Genomic DNA, 16,010 nt, shown 5'->3' with positions numbered 1-16,010 from the left:
AGGCCCACAGTCCGAAAACACAGACGTCGCCACTCGGAAGCGAGTCCGCTCATCGAGAGACTCACGTCGTGCGCGATGGAACGCACACTGGTCAGGTGCCGCGGATTAGTCGTCGTCTACAAATCCGCGGCTGCTAAGCCGCGCACGACAAGCGTGCGCGTGGCAGATGCCGCCTCAGTCGTCGCTCGACGCGACTTCACCCTTCATCCGCGCGCTCGTGCTCGCGGTTGCGGCCTCCGGGAGCGTATCGCGGACGTCTTCGCGGTCCTCCTCGGCGATGACCTGCGCGTAGGCATCGGGCATCACCTTCACGAAGTTCCCGACCTGTCCCGTCCAGTCGTCGAGCAGGTCGCTCGCACGGTCGCTGTCGGTGTACTCCGCGTGGTTCTGGACGAGACGGTGGAGCATGGCCTCGTCTTTCTCGGACAACTCCTCGTGGAGCGTCACCATGCCGGTGTTCGCCCGCTCGTCGAAGTCGCCGTCGGGGTCGTAGACGTAGGCGACGCCGCCGGACATCCCGGCAGCGAAGTTCTTCCCCGTCTCTCCGAGGACGGCGACGACACCGCCGGTCATGTACTCACAGCCGTGGTCACCGACGCCCTCGACGACGGCCTTCACGCCGGAGTTGCGGACGGCGAAGCGCTCGCCCGCGATGCCGTTGATGTAGGCCTCACCCTGCGTCGCGCCGTAGAGGGCGACGTTGCCGATGAGGATGTTGTCGGCGGCGGCGTAGTTTGCGGTCTCGGGCGTCTTGACGACGACCTTCCCGCCGGAGAGCCCTTTCCCGACGTAGTCGTTCGAGGCGCCGGTGAGTTCCATCGTCACGCCACGTGCGAGGAACGCACCGAACGACTGGCCGGCGATGCCGTCGAACTCGCAGGTGATGGTGTCGTCTGCGAGTCCCTCGCCGCCGTACGCCTTCGAGATGCGGTTCGAGAGCAACGCGCCGACCGCGCGGTCAACGTTCGAGATGTCCTCGCTGATGTGGACCGGTTCACCGTGGTCGAGTGCCGGTTCGGCCGCCTCGATGAGGTCGTGGTCGAGTTGCGTCTCTAAGTCGCTGTGGGCCTGCTCTCGCGTCTTGGTACGCTGGTCGCCCGCTGGCTGTGCGATGACGTCCGAGAGGTCGAGATGCTTCGCCTTCGGGTGGTCCGTCTCGCGCTGGCGCAGATGTTTGGGCCGGCCGATCATCTCCTCGACGGAGGTGTAGCCGAGTTCGGCCATAATCTCGCGGAGTTCCTGCGCCATGAACGTCATGTAGTTGATGACGTGGTCTGGTTGACCGGGGAAGCGGTTGCGGAGGTTCTCGTCCTGCGTGGCGACGCCGACCGGACACGTGTTCTCGTGGCACTGACGGGCCATCACACAGCCTGCCGTGACGAGCGGTGCCGTCCCGAAGACGTACTCCTCGGCACCGAGGAGCGCCGCGACGGCGATGTCGCGGCCGGTCTTCATCCCGCCGTCGGCGGTGACACGGATGCGGTCGCGGAGGTTCGTCGCCCGGAGCATCTGGTTCGCCTCGGCGAGACCGAGTTCCCACGGAAGCCCCGCGTTCTTGATAGACGTCTTCGGCGACGCACCGGTCCCGCCGTCGTACCCCGAGATGTGGACCACGTCGGCGTTGGCCTTGGCGACACCGGCGGCGATGGTGCCGATGCCGGCCTCGGAGACGAGTTTGACGTTGATGTCCGCCTCGGGGTTCGCCGTCTTCAGGTCGTGGATGAGCTGTTTCAGGTCCTCGATGGAGTAGATGTCGTGCAGCGGCGGCGGCGAGATGAGACCGACGCCCGGCGTCGAGTACCGGACGTGCGCGATCATCTCGTTGACCTTCTTGCCGGGCAGGTGGCCACCCTCACCGGGTTTCGACCCCTGTGCCATCTTGATCTGAATCTCCTCGGCGGAGGTGAGGTAGTCGGAGGTGACGCCGAACCGGCCCGAAGCGACCTGCTTGACGGTACACTCTTTCTCCGTCCCGAACCGTTCTGGCGGTTCGCCACCTTCGCCGGAGTTGGACTTCCCGCCAATGCGGTTCATGGCGATGGAGTTGTTCTCGTGTGCTTCCGGCGAGAGACTCCCGAGGCTCATCGCCGCCGTCGAGAACCGTGTGACGATGTCGGAGACGGGTTCGACCTCGTCTATGTCGACGGGGTCACGGTCGCTCTGGAACTCCAAGAGACCGCGAAGCGACTGCAACTCTTCGGTCTGGTCGTTGATGAGGTCGGCGAACTCCTGATACTTCTCGTAGTCTCCGGAGCGAACCGCTTGTTGAAGCGTCCCGACCGTCTTCGGGTTCCACTGGTGGTGAATCCCGTCCGAGCGGTTCTCGTACTCGCCCTGGCGTTCGAGCGTCGGCGTGTCGTCGCTGCCGAAGCCGACCATGTGTCGCGTGCGCAGGTCGTCTTCTATCTGCGGAAGGCCGATACCTTCGGTCCGAATCTCGGTCCCTTCGAAGTACTCGCGAACGAGCCCCGAGTCGAGACCGACTGCTTCGAAGATTTGGGCACCCTGGTAGCTCTCGACCGTCGAGATGCCCATCTTGGCCATCGTCTTCAGCAGACCGTCTTCGAGCGCCTTGATGTAGGCCTCGATGGCCTCTTCCTCGTCGGCACCGTCGGGGCCGGCGACGATGTCCTCGATGGTCTGGTAGGCGAGGTAGGGGTTGACCGCGTCCGCACCGTAGCCGACGAGCGTCGCGACGTGGTGGACCTCGCGGGGGTCGCCGGATTCGAGGACGAGTCCAGCGTGGTTTCGCAGGCCGTTGCGGACCAGACTGTGGTGGACCGCACCCATCGCGAGCAGACTCGGAATCGCCACGCGCTCCGGGCCGACGTCGCGGTCCGAGAGCACGACGACCTCTGCGCCGTCTTCGATGGCGGCGCGAGCGTCTTCACGCAGGTTCTCGATGGCGTCTTCGAGCGTCGTCTCCGAGTCGTAGGTCAGGTCGACGACCGTCGACGTGACGTCGCCGTCCATCGCCTTGATGCTCTCCGTCTGTGCGTCGGTCAAGACGGGCGAGTCGAGGACGAGTTGTCGGGCGTGTTCGGCCGTCTCGTCGAGTAGGTTGCGCTGGTAGCCGAGTCGTGACTCCAGCGACGTGACCAGTTCCTCGCGGATGTAGTCGAGCGGCGGGTTCGTCACCTGCGCGAACAGTTGCTTGAAGTAGGTGAACAGCGGCCGATTGAAGTCCGAGAGGACGGAGAGCGGCGTGTCGTCGCCCATCGACCCGACGGGGTCTTTCCCCTGTTTGGCCATCGGTTCGATGAGGTGGTTGAGTTGGTCGTGGGTGTAGCCGAACGCCGCCTGGTTGGCGCGGAGCGTCTCGACGCGACCACGAGTGGCGTAGTCCTCGGAGTCGGCGATGTCGTCGAGTTGTTGCTGTTCCGTCTGAACCCACTCGCTGTACTTCGTGTCGACGAGGTCGTCGAACACCTCTTCGTCGGGGATGACGCGACCCTCCTCGGGGTCGGCCATGAAGATTTCACCGGGTTGGAGTCGACCGCGCTCTTCGATTTCGCTGGGGTCGGTGTCGAGCGCGCCGACCTCACTCGCCATGATGAGGCGGTTGTCGGTCGTCACGTCGTAGCGACACGGACGGAGTCCGTTACGGTCGAGGACGGCGGCGACGCGGTCACCGTCCGTCGCGGCGACGAGCGCGGGACCGTCCCACGGTTCGACGAGACTGGCGTGGTAGTCGTACCAGTCCTTTCGCTGGGCGTCCATCTGGTCGTCGTTCTCGAACGCTTCGGGAATGAGCATCCGAAGCACGTGGGGGAGTTTGCGTCCCGACTGGAGCAGGAGTTCGACCGCGTTGTCGACGGACGCCGTGTCCGACTGGTCGGCCAGCGTGACGGGTTTGATAGTCTCGATGTCCGCCTGCGTCAGCGGCGACTTATCGGTCGGTTCGAGGTCCGTCTCGCGGGCGCGCATCCAGTTGACGTTGCCGCGGATGGTGTTGATTTCGCCGTTGTGAACGACGTTGCGGTACGGGTGTGCGAGATGCCACGCACCGAGCGTGTTCGTCGAGAACCGTTCGTGGACGAGCGTCAGCGTCGACTTCAGTCGCTCGTCGGTCAGGTCCGGGTAGTACGTCGGAACTTGCTCACCTTTCAACAGGCCCTTGTAGACTAGCGTCTTGCGGTGGAGCGAACAGACGTAGAAGCGCCCGGAGCCTCGGATGTCTGCGTCACTGATAGCGTTCTCGGCGGCGCGGCGGCCGACGTAGAGACTCCGGTCGAACTCGTCGGTGGTTACCGAGTCGTCTCTCGGGGTGACGAAGACTTGGAAGACGTCGGGTTCGGAGTCGAGGGCGGTCTGGCCGAGGTCGGTGTTGTCCGTCGGCACGTCGCGCCAGTGGAACACGTCGAGGTCGTGGTCTGCGAGCGCCGCCTCGAACAGGTCGGTGACGGTCTCGCGCGCTTCGTCGTCCGTCGGCATGAAGATGCTCCCGACGGCGTACCGCTCGGGGAGGTCGACGTCGAGGACGCTCTCGAAGAACTCGTCGGGGCGTTGGATGAGTACTCCTGCGCCGTCGCCGGTGTTCTCTTCGGCACCTGTCGTCCCGCGGTGTTCGAGATTTTTCAGGAGCGAGAGCCCGTCTGCGATGGTTTCGTGGGTCGCGCCGCCGTCTAAGTCGATGACAGCGCCTACCCCACAGTTAGATCGCTCGTCGGTCGGGTTGGCTAACCCGACATGGGTGTCTCTGTGTGGCTTGGTCATAGAGGGATGCTAGAACTTCCCACTTATCAGCGTACCCCTGATAGGATAAGGGTGTACTAATGTCATATTAGGTTGTTTAATGAGTTTGTATGAAAATGAAAGACCATTACGGTCTGGGGTAGAATATACACAATAGCTGACAATACCTGACAGGCGTACCGCGGAGGGAACGCCGGTCTCGAACGGCGCTCCGATTCAGTAGGACTTCGCGAAGAAGGCCGTCTCGGTGGCCTCGTCGTCGCAGATGGCGCACGTACAGCCGTCGGCGACGTCGGGGTGATGTCGTTCCTCGTCGTCCTCGAACGGAACCATCACGATTTCGGCGGAGATGGTCTCCTTGATTTCGGTCTCACACTCCTCTTTCCCGCACCACGGCGCGCGGACGTAGCCGCCGTGCTGGCCGATGGTGCCGAGGATACTCGCTCTGTCTTCGGCGTCGCGGACGTTCTCCGTGAGGTTCTCCTCCGCGCGGGCGTACAACTTCGCGTACACCTCGTCGAAGTGGTCTTCGACGGCGTCGACGACGTCGCTCCGACTCTCGACGGCCTGTTCGCCGTCGGGTCGGTGGACGACGGTGACCTCGTCGTCGTCGACTTCGTGCGGACCGATTTCGAAGCGGACGGGGACGCCCTTCAACTCCCACTCGTTGAACTTGAAGCCGGGGTTGCGTTCGTCGCGGTCGTCGAGTTCGACGCGGACGCCCGCCTCGGCGAGTTCCTCGCGGAGGTCCTCGGCGTAGTCGAGGACCTTCTCCTCCGTGTCCTCTTGATAGATGGGCACGATGACGACCTGTTCGGGCGCGATGGTCGGGGGGACGACGAGGCCCTGGTCGTCGGAGTGCGTCATGATGAGCGCACCGAGTGAACGCCACGAGAGCCCCCACGAAGTCGTGTGCGCCGGCAGTTCCTCTTCGTCCTCGTCGGAGTACGTGAGGTCGAACGCCGCCGCGAACGAGGTGCCGAGGTAGTGGCTGGTGCCCGCCTGGACGGACTTGCCGTCGGGCATGAGCGCCTCGACGGTCGTCGTCGTGTCCGCGCCGGGGAACTTGTCGTGTTCGGGCTTCTTCCCGCGCATGACGGGCATCGCGAGGACGTCCTCGTACAGCGAGCGATACTGGCCGAGGCGCGTCATCGTCTCTTCGTACGCCTCTTCTTCGGTCTCGTGAGCCGTGTGCCCCTCCTGCCAGAGGAACTCTTTCGTCCGGAAGAACGGTTTCGTGTCCGTCGCTTCCCAGCGGACGACCGAACACCACTGATTCACGCGAAGCGGGAGGTCACGGTGGCTTCGGACCCACTGCGCCATGTACGGCGCGATGATGGACTCACTCGTCGGCCGGACGGCGAGACGCTCCTCTAACTCCTGATTACCGCCGTGGGTGACCCACGCGACTTCGGGGTCGAACCCCTCGACGATGTCCTTCTCTCGTTCGAGGTAGCTCTCGGGGATGAAGAGCGGGAAGTAGGCGTTCTGGACGTCCGTCGCCTTGAACTGGCCGTCGAGGTAGTTCTGAATCCCTTCCCAGAGGGCGTAGCCGCGGGGGCGGGTGATGATGAAGCCGCTCATCCCGTCGGGACCGTAGTTCGCGAGGCCGGCCTTCTGGACCACTTCGGCGTACCACTCGCCGGTGTTGTACTCCTTCGACTCGGTTATCCCGAGTGCCTGGTCGTCGCTCATTGCCGGAACCTTTCCCCACGGCGCTCTTAAAGACCCCGAAGGTGTGCGAACGCGTCCGCTGGAGCATCGTCGCGGCCGGACAGTCTCATCGCGTGAGAACTATCCGCTGGGTAGATGCGCTCGGCGTGCCTCTCTTCACTCGGTGGAGAGTAATGACACAGTCGATAGGCGGCGGAACACGGGCTGAACTGTGGGTGAACGCACCCGGCGAGACCGACTACGAACCGTTGGTCACGCACCTCGACCAGCTAGAAGCGACTGGCACCGTCGACGACTACGTCGTCTACCACTGGGGCCACGACCTCGACGTGTCGAGCGACCGTCTCCGGTGCGTCGAGGACCAACTCGCCCGAGAACGTATCTCGGCGTTCAAACAGTGGGCGCTAGAGCACGACTGTACCGTCACCGGTCTCGGCGACCGGGTCACCGCGGGCGTCGGCCGGATGGGCCCGGAGTACACGGCAGAGCATCTCCCACCCGTCTTACTCGCAGAGTACGCTGGTGACGACCTCGAACTGGTGACACCCTGCTCGACGGGACACGAGCACGTCGTCGAACGCCTCCAAGCACTCCGAGAGCGAGAGGAGACCGACGCTGGTGGAGAGACCGCGACTCCGTCGCCTGCCTCGTCTGTAACGACCGACGAGGCGATGATCGACGACGCGGCTACTCCGTCGCTGTGGGGTCGTCTCGTCCGTCGCCTACGCTGAAGGGGTTCGCCCCCTCTCGCCACGACCAGCCCGGCAGTCGGGTCTGAAAGCCCGCTGCGAGGGCCGCATCGAGGTCGTCGGCACCGGCCGCTTCGTCGTCGTCTCCGTGTGTGTGGGTATCCGCGAAGTGGAACGTCGCCTGCGCGAGAAGCGCGAGCGGCTGGCCACCGGCGATGGTTGCCGCGAGTTCGCGACCGAGCACCTCGTCGACGACGAATCCCGGATAGTCGCCCGTGACGTCGAGGTCACGGAGGAGACCGACGTAGCCGGCGACGTTGACGGCGACGTCACCGTCGGCGAAGACGCGGTCGACCTCGTCGCGGAACTGCATCTCCGTCACCGAATCGACGTCCGTGTCGAACAACTCGCCGAGTTGAGTACGCGTCTCGTTGATGAGTGGGACGACGGTCGATGCCCGTTCGCGAAGCCACTGACGCTCTGTTGCGACGGTGTCTGGTGTGACCTGCATACGTCCGAGACGGGGCGACGGTCCTTGCGTTTTGCGAAGGCTTTTATAATAATGGGGTTATACTGCCGATTAAGCGGGTTTTCACTGCCTCTTCCCGCAGTTGAGCACCTACCCAGCCGTATTGGATTCCAGTATGCACTCTCAGACGCCCGGTCACGACGTTGCGACCGTTCGAGGCCCGTCTGTCGGTCCGATTCGTTTTGAGAGCGTAGGATCCCGATCTATCACACCATGAACCGGACGGGAAGTTTCGACATATGAGTTCAGTAGACAAGCAACTCGAACAACTGCAAGCAGAGATCGAGAACGAACTACCGAGCGACATCACGGTGTCCGACGTCAAGTACGAAGGACCCGAACTCGTCGTCTACACGCGCCATCCGAAGGAGTTCGCCCAGAACGGCGACCTCATCCGGAAACTGGCGAGCAAGCTTCGGAAGCGTATCACGGTGCGGCCCGACCCCGACGTTCTCTCTGACCCTCACAAAGCCGAAGAGCGCATCATGGACGTCATCCCCGAAGAGGCCGGTGTCACCGACCTCGACTTCCACGTCGACACCGGCGAAGTCGTCATCGAGGCGGCCAAACCCGGAATGGTCATCGGCCGCCACGGGTCGACGCTCCGCGAGATAACCAAAGAGGTCGGCTGGACGCCCGAAGTCGTCCGCACGCCGCCCATCGAGTCCTCGACGGTCTCGAACGTCCGCAACTTCCTCAAACAGGAACGCGAAGAGCGCCGTGACATCCTCGAACGCGTCGGCAGACAGATTCACCGCGAGGAGATGTCGAAAGACGAGTGGGTCCGCATCACCACCCTCGGGTGCTGCCGCGAGGTCGGGCGGGCGAGTTTCGTTCTCTCGACACCCGAGACGCGCATCCTCATCGACTGCGGTGACAAACCCGGTGCCGAAGACGAAGTCCCCTACCTCCACGTCCCCGAAGCGCTCGGCGCAGGGGCGAACACCATCGACGCCGTCGTGCTGACGCACGCTCACCTCGACCACTCCGCACTGATTCCGCTGCTATTCAAGTACGGCTACGACGGCCCCATCTACTGCACGGAACCGACGCGCGACCTGATGGGCTTGCTCACGCTCGACTACCTCGACGTCGCGGCCAAGGAAGGCCGCACGCCGCCGTACGAGTCGGAGATGGTGCGCGAGGCCATCAAACACTGTATCCCGCTCGAATACGGCGACGTGACCGACATCGCGCCGGACGTGAAGCTCACGTTCCACAACGCCGGACACATCCTCGGCTCCGCCGTCTCACACTTCCACATCGGCGACGGCCTCTACAACGTCGCGTTCTCGGGCGACATCCACTACAAGGACACGCGCCTGTTCAACGGCGCAGTCAACGACTTCCCGCGCGTCGAGACGCTCGTGCTCGAATCGACCTACGGCGGCCGCAACGACTACCAGACCGACCAGGAAGATTCAGAGCAGAGTCTCGTCGACATCATCAACGAGACCCACGAGAAGGGCGGGAAGGTCGTCATTCCGGCGTTCGCCGTCGGTCGGTCACAGGAAATCATGTTGGTCCTCGAAGAGGCGATGCGCTCTGGCAAGATTCCCAGCATGCCGGTCCACCTCGACGGGATGATTTGGGAGGCGACGGCCATCCACACCACCTACCCCGAGTATCTCCGCGACGACCTGCGTGACCGCATCTTCCACGAGGACGAGAACCCCTTCCTCGCCGAGGAGTTCAACCACATCGACGGCGGCGAGGACGAACGCCAACAGGTCACCGACGACGGTCCGGCCATCATCCTCTCTACCTCCGGGATGGTCACTGGCGGGCCCATCATGTCGTGGCTTCGCCATCTCGGCTCCGACCCCGAGTCGACGCTCGTCTTCGTCGGGTACCAGGCACAGGGGACGCTCGGTCGCCGTATCCAGACCGGATGGGACGAGATTCCGGTCTCGGACCCCAACGACCCCGGCCGCTCTAGCACGCTCGCCCTGAAGATGGACGTCGAGACGGTCGACGGCTTCTCCGGGCACGCAGACCGCAGCGGACTGATGAACTTCGTGAAGACGATGAACCCGCGCCCCGAGAAGGTGCTCTGTGTCCACGGTGACGAGCGCTCGGTCCAAGACCTGAGTTCGTCGCTCTACCACGACTTCAACATGCGCACGTTCGCGCCGAAGAACCTCGAAACGTTCCGCTTCAAGTAAGCCGAAAAAACGCCCGCTGCTTCTCAGTCGTCCACTGTTCGACCACTCGACTACCCGCCGTTCGAGCGATTACTCGTCGACGTACGCCAGTTGCAAGTCCGAATCCGACAGTCGCTCCCGAAGCAGTTCTTCTCGGTCACCGAGTAGTCGAAACTCGAACACGTCGTTGGCGCGCGCCACCTGCATGTCGAGCGTCGTCACGTCCGCCGTGACCTCCCGTTCGACGACGTCGGGTTCCCAGTCTTCGCGGACTGCGGCCACGCCGTAGTCGGCGTACGCGACGTGAAGAGACTCCGTCACCAACCCGTCTTCGTCGTAGACGTCGGCGGAGATTCCCTCGTGACTCTCGGTCTCTGCGATTTCGACGGTGTACGTCTCCATCGACATACGCGAGTGTTCGTCTGCCAACCGTTTCAGTCTGCGGGCCGGAAGAGACGAGCAGTGCCGAACGGACGCTCAGCTCACGCCTTCGTCTCCTGTTCGAGAGTCGGGCCAAGAGAACTATGTACGCGACTGCCGAAGACTCCCGGAAGCGCGCAACGCCGACACCGGCATTCTCAACCCCATGAACCGACTTTCGACGCTCGTTGTCGCCGCAACTGTGGTCTTGCTGGCCCTCAGTGCAGGGCCGCTCTTCCTCATCGTCGACGACCCTGCACGAACCACAGCACCAGAGGTGGCATCCGACTCGAGTACCGTGTCGTCGAGCGCCCGGGCGACTCCGGCCGGTTGGGCGAACACGGTTGGCGTCTCGGACGCACACTCGGTCCAGTCAGACGTCCTCGCGGTGAGCCCCCTCTCTACGCTAGCGACAGACGGTGTCGTGGCCCCACCCCGACTCGTCACGACGCCACTCGTGGTGTCGGTTCAGCAAGGCGCAGTCCAGTCTGGAGAGGCGAACCTCCTCGACAACGACCGGCGACGACAGCTCTACGAGGCCATCGAACGCTCACCGGGTACGTACGTCGCACAACTCGTCGAGACGACGGGCATCCCTCGGTCGACGGTGCGCTATCACCTCCGGACGCTCGAAGAGGCAGGGTTCGTCGCGAGTAACGAAGTACGTGGGAAGCAACGGTACGTCACGTCGGTCGTCGACGACGCCGAGGCGACGTTGGCAGCGGCGTACGTGGACGAAGCGACGGCCACCGTCCTCGATGCACTCGACGGGACGGAACCAGCGACGGTGTCAGAACTCGCCGAGACACTCGACCGAACGCCGGGAACCGTGTCTCACCACCTCGACCGCTTGGCGTCGGAGGGACTCGTCGACCGCGAACGCTCCGGGAACGCGGTTCTCAACACGCTCGCCGGTCCGGCACGAGCGGCGACCGAAGAGAGGGCGAGTGGCGGTTCGGAACCGGCCGTCTCAGACGACTGAGATACGTCACCGCTGTTCTCGTGCATCGAGTGCCGAACGCAGCGTCGCTCGTCGCTCTCGACTGTTTTGACGAAGTGGTCAGAACCGATTTTGTACCTCCCACGAACCGTCGAGACGAGGGAGACGACATCCGTGCTAACCCGTGCTGTCAGGTCGCTCCCTCCCCCTCACGGGGTCAACCGCTGACGCAGAGGCTGGACGAACAACGTGTGGACACCCGACGGGAACCCAGACAGATGACAGAACTCACAACTCGACGAACGAGCGCGCGACGACCGTTCGACCGGTGTGTCGTCGACCCGACGCACACAGCGGTCGAAGAAGCGGAACACGTCTTCACCGCCTATCGTGAACAGGTGGACCGGAACCACGGACCGACGTGGTCGAAACATTCGATTCGGGTGAACCCGGACGAGGGAGGCGACGACGAAGTCGTCTTCACCGTCACGGAACGGTCCCACGACCCGAAGACGAACACGGTTCGGACGGGGTTCGAGTACGAGGTCTGTCGACCCGTGTGGGGCTACCGAAAGCCGCTCTCGTGTGACGAACTCGAAAGCATCCTCCGGCGGTGGTACAGGGAGGTCCACGCTCCGACCGACCGGGCAGGAAACGAGGTGAGTTCGCCGGTATGACCGCAGACGGACGGCGGGCGCGCTTCCGCCGAGAACGGGAGAGGGTCTGAGATGCGAACCTGCAAGAACTGTGGCTCGGAGGTGACGCCGGCGTACGTGCGGGTCTTTGCGCCCGAAGGACTCGAACAGCCGCGCGTCTGCCCGCACTGTCCCGACAAGGTACGCGATGGGGCGACGGTCCGCCAGAGTCGCTCACCTCGCGTCTGAGTATCCTGAACCGCGAACCTTCTTGTCGCTCGCTCACGCATCGGCGAGTATGTCGGTCGCACTCATCGCCCACGACGAGAAGAAGGCAGACCTCATCGAGTTCGCGACGGAGCACTCGGCGATTCTCGAACACTACGACCTCATCGCGACCGGAACGACCGGCAAGAAACTGATGGAGGCGACCGGTCTCGACATCGAACGGAAAGCGTCGGGACCGCTCGGCGGAGACATGCAGATTGGCGCGGAAGTCGCCTCCAACGAGTGTGAGGCCGTCATCTTCCTCCGCGACCCGCTGACCGCCCAGCCACACGAACCCGACATCTCCGCACTCCTCCGCATCTGCGACGTCCACGACATCCCGCTGGCGACGAACCTCGCGAGCGCCGACGCCGTACTGGACGGCCTGACGAAAGACGAGAACTGAGTTACGCCGCGTCGGACGGGTCGACGACCGTCTCGTCGAGTTCGTCGACACCGACACGGTCGCACAGGTCGTACAGCGGACAGGCTTCCGGCCCGTCGAGACAGGCTGGCTTTCTCGCCGTACAGTACTCTCTCCCGAACTGAATCATCGCCGTGTGGCCGAAGCCACACTTCTCCGCGGGAACGTCGCGTTCGAGATGTTCGCGCACTTCCTCGTGGTCGGCGTCTGCCGGCGCGAGCCCCATCCGTCGAGCGATACGGTGGACGTGTGTGTCGACGGGGAAGACGCCGCCGCGACCACCGGAGAAGAGCAACACGCAGTCGGCCGTCTTCGGCCCGACACCGTGAATCTCCAAGAGACGGGTACGAACCGTCTGGGGGTCCTCCTCTCTGACGAACTCGTCGAACTCGTCGGCACCGCCGAACTCGTCGACAATCTCCTCGGCCGCGCCGACGATCATCTCGGACTTCTGGTTGTACAACCCCGCAGACTGAATCGTTTCAGCTAACTCGGACTGCTCGGCGTCGGCGAGCGTCGTCGCGAGGTCACCGCCGCCGTAGCGGTTCATCAGACTGTCGTGGGCCGGTTGACTGGCTTTGTCGCTCGTATTCTGGCTGAGAATCGTCCGAACGAGACAGGTGAAGGCGTCTTGGCCACCGTATGCTTTCTGCCAGTACATCTCGCCGAGCGTCTCGACGACGGCCGCCGCGCGTGTCTCGGCGTCGTCGGGGGTGAACGCCGCGTCTGCGCCGCCGCCGTCGATGCCGCCGCTGATGTTCTCGGCGGGTTCTTCGGGCATAGAGGGGTATGCGGATGCAGACTGCAAAAGTGCGCTGGCAGGCGTGTTCGAGTTCTATTCGACAGAGAGCGTCACCGTGAGGGCTGCGCCGTCGGCGAGGGCGTCGACGAGTTCGCGGTCGAATCCCTCGGCGGCGAAGTCGGCGTGAATCATGAACGTCCGGTCGTCGGTGTGGTCGCTCGTGCGGCCGACCATGCTCCGGTCGTTCTCGAAGGTGAGTTCGGGATGGCCGCTCCCGACGACCGTCTCGGTCAGACCGTCGGCGTCGAAGGTGGCGGTGATCTCAGCGCCTTCGTCCCGACAAGCCTCGACGAAGGCGTCGTCGAAGTCTGCGGGAGTGCGGTCGGCGTCGATCGCGAGGATGCAGTCGCCGGCCGGCGTCAACCAGTCGTCGCTCGTCACCTCGAACGTACTCGCGTGCTCTGCGGAGACGTGTTCGTGCCCGCGTGCGTGGACGACTTCTTCCATAGAGAGAACACGGCCAGTCGGCACCAAAGGCGTGCCGTTCTCTCTCGTGTGGACTGGCTCTGGAGTGCTCGATAATTTATATACTACTGTCCACCAGTGTGAACGACCCACACAGCCGTATCGAGCGGCATGGTAGCCATTTTCACCCATCCAGACCACCGATGCATTTATATGTGGGACTGCTGTAGTAGCAGTTACCAGAGCGCCTCCGGCGTTCCGGCGGCATCGCACGCAGAATGATCGGGAATTCTTATAATCGGCCGGTCGCACTCCGACGAGTAGCCGCCGCCACCGGAGCGGTGATGGTATCGAGGTTTGATCAAGCATGGCAGTAGTAAAAGAATTCGACATCGAGGAACTCGATGAGTCGAAGAACGTCGAACTCACAGACGAACAACTCGAATCTGGTTCTAAAGGACAACTTATCAAGCTCGCCGGTCAGCTCCGTGACCGACGAAACGAGCTCAACCAGATGGCCTCCGAACGCGCATCCAAGCGCGACGACCTGAACGCCAAGACGCGCGAGAAGGTCGACGAGGCACAAGAGCACCGCGAACAGCGCGACGAGCTCAACGAGCAGGTCCAAGAGCACAAAGAGAGCCGAAACGAGCTCAACGCGAAAGCCAACGAACTCTTCGACAAAGTCGAGGAGATGAAGGGCGACCTTGAACTCGACGACGGGAAAGGTCTCGAAGAGCTCAAAGAAGAGATCGAGCAACTCGAGTTCCGTCAGCAGACCGAGGTCCTCTCGACCGAAGACGAGCGCGAACTGATCGAGAAGATCGAGAACAAGCGCGAACAGTACCAGCAGAAGAAGGACAAGGTCGACGACAGCGGCGAACTCGAAGAACTCGTCGAAGAGGCCGAAGAGGTCCGTTCCGAGGCGTCCCAGCACCACCAGAAGGTGACGGAACTCGCCGACAAAGCCCAGGAACACCACAACCAGATGATCGAGGCCTACCGCGAGGCCGACGACATCCGTGACAAGGCCGACGAGATGCACGAACTGTTCGTGCAGGCGCAGGAAGCCGCCGACCGCCACCACGAGGACTTCGTCCGCGTCCAGAAGCGCCTCCGCGAACTCGACAAGCAGGAAGAGGCCGAGCGGAAGGACGAGCGCGCCGAGAAGCGCGAAGAGGCCAAGGCCGAGGCCGAAGAGATCTACCAGAAGTTCAAGGAAGGCGAAACCCTCGACACCGAGGACCTGATGAAGCTCCAGAAGACGGGGCTGCTCTAAGTTCGACGTTTTCATCTCTCGCTTTTAGTTTTATACCGTCTGCGCCCCGAGCGGTAGCTATGCAGGTGTCACAGATGCAGCGCGGTGAACGCCCGTGAGTGACTGGACCACGCGTCTCGGGCAGCTAGGTATCGTTCTCTTCGCCGCCGCCGTCGCGACGATTCTCGGCTGGTTTCTCTTCTTCGAGATACCAGACTCGCTCGTCGAGTTGCTTGGCGTCTTGCTCGTCCTCGGAACCGTCGTCTTCGGGGTGCGCTACGGTGGCCGTCTCGCGGAGTATCGCTTCCCGAGCTACAACGTCGCCGAAGTCGCCGTCGAGGGACCGATCACTCGCGACGGTGGCCGCGGACCGCTCCCGACGAGTGGCGGCGGCGACGCCGCAGACGATATCGTCGACCGTATCGAGGCGGCCGACGACGACAGTAACGCGAAGGCGCTCCTCGTCAAACTGAACACGCCGGGCGGTGAAGTCGTCCCGAGCGACGACATCCGACTGGCGGCGGCGGCGTTCGACGGACCGACGATTGCCTACACGACAGACGTCTGTGCCAGCGGTGGCTACTGGATAGCTAGCGGGTGTGACGAACTCTGGGCGCGCGACGCCAGCATCGTCGGCAGTATCGGCGTCATCGGGTCGCGACCGAACGTCTCGGAACTCGCGGACCAACTCGGGGTTTCCTACGAGCGATTCGCCGCGGGGAAGTACAAGGACGCGGGCCAACCGTTGAAGGAGATTTCCGACGACGAACGCGCGTACCTCCAGGGACTCATCGACGACTACTACGAGAACTTCGTCGAGCGGGTCGCCGAAGGCAGAGGGATGGACCCGGCAGAGATCCGTGCGACAGAAGCCCGTGTCTTCCTCGGCGAGGAGGCGCTCGAACTCGGACTCGTCGACCACCTGGGGACACGTGAAGACGTCGAGGCGATGCTCGAAGACCGTCTCGACCAGACGGTGTCGGTGTCGACGTTCGAACCGCAGCGTGGACTCGCCTCCCGTCTCCGCGGTGGGGCACAGACCGTCGCCTTCGCCTTCGGCGCGGGTATCGCGAGTGCCGTGCGGCCGGACGACGGGTTCGACTTCCGGTTCTAAGCGACCGAGATTCG

General features: G+C 63.4%; 14 protein-coding genes. 8 read left to right on the top strand and 6 right to left on the bottom strand.

The genetic code is table 11. The annotated features are described in order from the left end of the window. Positions 1-174: 174 nt before the first annotated feature. Together gltB and proS are read right to left on the bottom strand one after the other, a co-directional pair. Positions 175-4,716, bottom strand: coding sequence for a glutamate synthase large subunit (gene gltB, locus BM083_RS10430; RefSeq protein ID WP_089869201.1), 4,542 nt, complete (start codon positions 4,714-4,716; stop codon positions 175-177). Positions 4,717-4,911: 195 nt separating this feature from the next. Further along, complete coding sequence (gene proS, locus BM083_RS10425) at positions 4,912-6,390, bottom strand: proline--tRNA ligase (protein WP_089869199.1); 1,479 nt, start codon at positions 6,388-6,390, stop codon at positions 4,912-4,914. A 152-nt stretch (positions 6,391-6,542) separates the two neighbouring features. Here proS and BM083_RS10420 point away from each other — a divergent pair, with 152 nt between their 5' ends. Further along, positions 6,543-7,100 carry an HTH domain-containing protein gene (locus BM083_RS10420; RefSeq protein WP_089869197.1) on the top strand — a complete coding sequence of 186 codons (558 nt, stop codon included), beginning with the start codon at positions 6,543-6,545 and terminating at the stop codon, positions 7,098-7,100. Here the strand turns inward: BM083_RS10420 and BM083_RS10415 are convergent. Next, entirely contained in the window at positions 7,057-7,569 is a 513-nt protein-coding gene (locus tag BM083_RS10415) for a DUF7984 family protein (protein WP_089869195.1), read from the bottom strand. The two genes, BM083_RS10420 and BM083_RS10415, sit on opposite strands and share 44 nt — an antisense overlap. A gap of 257 nt (positions 7,570-7,826) precedes the next feature. Here BM083_RS10415 and BM083_RS10410 point away from each other — a divergent pair, with 257 nt between their 5' ends. Continuing rightward, positions 7,827-9,752, top strand: coding sequence for a beta-CASP ribonuclease aCPSF1 (locus BM083_RS10410; protein ID WP_089869194.1), 1,926 nt, complete (start codon positions 7,827-7,829; stop codon positions 9,750-9,752). Positions 9,753-9,821: 69 nt separating this feature from the next. Here BM083_RS10410 and BM083_RS10405 read toward each other — a convergent pair whose 3' ends face one another. After that, positions 9,822-10,139, bottom strand: coding sequence for a hypothetical protein (locus BM083_RS10405; RefSeq protein WP_089869191.1), 318 nt, complete (start codon positions 10,137-10,139; stop codon positions 9,822-9,824). A 178-nt stretch (positions 10,140-10,317) separates the two neighbouring features. On the opposite strand from BM083_RS10405, the gene BM083_RS10400 reads away from it, so the two are divergent. From BM083_RS10400 to mgsA, 4 genes are all read left to right on the top strand, one after another. Then, positions 10,318-11,133: a winged helix-turn-helix transcriptional regulator gene (locus BM083_RS10400; protein ID WP_089869189.1), complete on the top strand. Its 816-nt coding sequence runs from the start codon at positions 10,318-10,320 to the stop codon at positions 11,131-11,133. Positions 11,134-11,369: 236 nt separating this feature from the next. Continuing rightward, complete coding sequence (locus BM083_RS10395) at positions 11,370-11,768, top strand: hypothetical protein (RefSeq protein WP_089869187.1); 399 nt, start codon at positions 11,370-11,372, stop codon at positions 11,766-11,768. Positions 11,769-11,819: 51 nt separating this feature from the next. After that, on the top strand, positions 11,820-11,975 hold the full coding sequence (locus tag BM083_RS23285) for a DUF7563 family protein (protein WP_177197602.1): 156 nt from the start codon (positions 11,820-11,822) through the stop codon (positions 11,973-11,975). 49 nt (positions 11,976-12,024) lie between these two features. Next, a complete protein-coding gene (gene mgsA / locus BM083_RS10390) occupies positions 12,025-12,399 on the top strand; it encodes a methylglyoxal synthase (RefSeq protein WP_089869184.1) in 375 nt (124 codons plus the stop codon). Position 12,400: 1 nt separating this feature from the next. On the opposite strand, the gene BM083_RS10385 is transcribed toward mgsA, so the two are convergent. Both BM083_RS10385 and BM083_RS10380 read right to left on the bottom strand, forming a co-directional pair. Continuing rightward, the gene (locus BM083_RS10385; RefSeq protein WP_009366227.1) at positions 12,401-13,198 is read right to left on the bottom strand and encodes an endonuclease III domain-containing protein; all 798 of its coding nucleotides are present in this window, start codon (positions 13,196-13,198) and stop codon (positions 12,401-12,403) included. A gap of 54 nt (positions 13,199-13,252) precedes the next feature. After that, on the bottom strand, positions 13,253-13,666 hold the full coding sequence (locus BM083_RS10380) for a DUF371 domain-containing protein (RefSeq protein WP_089869182.1): 414 nt from the start codon (positions 13,664-13,666) through the stop codon (positions 13,253-13,255). A gap of 325 nt (positions 13,667-13,991) precedes the next feature. Here BM083_RS10380 and BM083_RS10375 point away from each other — a divergent pair, with 325 nt between their 5' ends. Then, positions 13,992-14,903: a coiled-coil protein gene (locus BM083_RS10375; protein WP_009366229.1), complete on the top strand. Its 912-nt coding sequence runs from the start codon at positions 13,992-13,994 to the stop codon at positions 14,901-14,903. A 94-nt stretch (positions 14,904-14,997) separates the two neighbouring features. Further along, a complete protein-coding gene (sppA, locus tag BM083_RS10370) occupies positions 14,998-15,996 on the top strand; it encodes a signal peptide peptidase SppA (RefSeq protein ID WP_089869180.1) in 999 nt (332 codons plus the stop codon). The last annotated feature ends 14 nt before the right edge of the window (positions 15,997-16,010 follow it).

Origin of the sequence: Halogranum rubrum, assembly GCF_900114455.1 — an archaeon.
Taxonomy (GTDB): Archaea; Halobacteriota; Halobacteria; order Halobacteriales; family Haloferacaceae; genus Halogranum; species Halogranum rubrum.
Note: the sequence above shows the minus strand (reverse complement) of the source record. Positions and strands in the feature narration are given on the sequence as shown.

Bases quoted from the DNA above. Each gene is read 5' to 3' on its own strand.
- BM083_RS10410 (WP_089869194.1), top strand. From the start codon at position 7,827: ATGAGTTCAGTAGACAAGCAACTCGAACAACTGCAAGCAGAGATCGAG.
- BM083_RS10375 (WP_009366229.1), top strand. From the start codon at position 13,992: ATGGCAGTAGTAAAAGAATTCGACATCGAGGAACTCGATGAGTCGAAG.
- BM083_RS10405 (WP_089869191.1), bottom strand. From the start codon at position 10,139: ATGTCGATGGAGACGTACACCGTCGAAATCGCAGAGACCGAGAGTCAC.
- BM083_RS10380 (WP_089869182.1), bottom strand. From the start codon at position 13,666: ATGGAAGAAGTCGTCCACGCACGCGGGCACGAACACGTCTCCGCAGAG.
- BM083_RS10400 (WP_089869189.1), top strand. From the start codon at position 10,318: ATGAACCGACTTTCGACGCTCGTTGTCGCCGCAACTGTGGTCTTGCTG.
- proS (WP_089869199.1), bottom strand. From the start codon at position 6,390: ATGAGCGACGACCAGGCACTCGGGATAACCGAGTCGAAGGAGTACAAC.
- BM083_RS10420 (WP_089869197.1), top strand. From the start codon at position 6,543: ATGACACAGTCGATAGGCGGCGGAACACGGGCTGAACTGTGGGTGAAC.
- mgsA (WP_089869184.1), top strand. From the start codon at position 12,025: ATGTCGGTCGCACTCATCGCCCACGACGAGAAGAAGGCAGACCTCATC.
- BM083_RS23285 (WP_177197602.1), top strand. From the start codon at position 11,820: ATGCGAACCTGCAAGAACTGTGGCTCGGAGGTGACGCCGGCGTACGTG.
- BM083_RS10385 (WP_009366227.1), bottom strand. From the start codon at position 13,198: ATGCCCGAAGAACCCGCCGAGAACATCAGCGGCGGCATCGACGGCGGC.
- BM083_RS10395 (WP_089869187.1), top strand. From the start codon at position 11,370: ATGACAGAACTCACAACTCGACGAACGAGCGCGCGACGACCGTTCGAC.
- BM083_RS10415 (WP_089869195.1), bottom strand. From the start codon at position 7,569: ATGCAGGTCACACCAGACACCGTCGCAACAGAGCGTCAGTGGCTTCGC.
- gltB (WP_089869201.1), bottom strand. From the start codon at position 4,716: ATGACCAAGCCACACAGAGACACCCATGTCGGGTTAGCCAACCCGACC.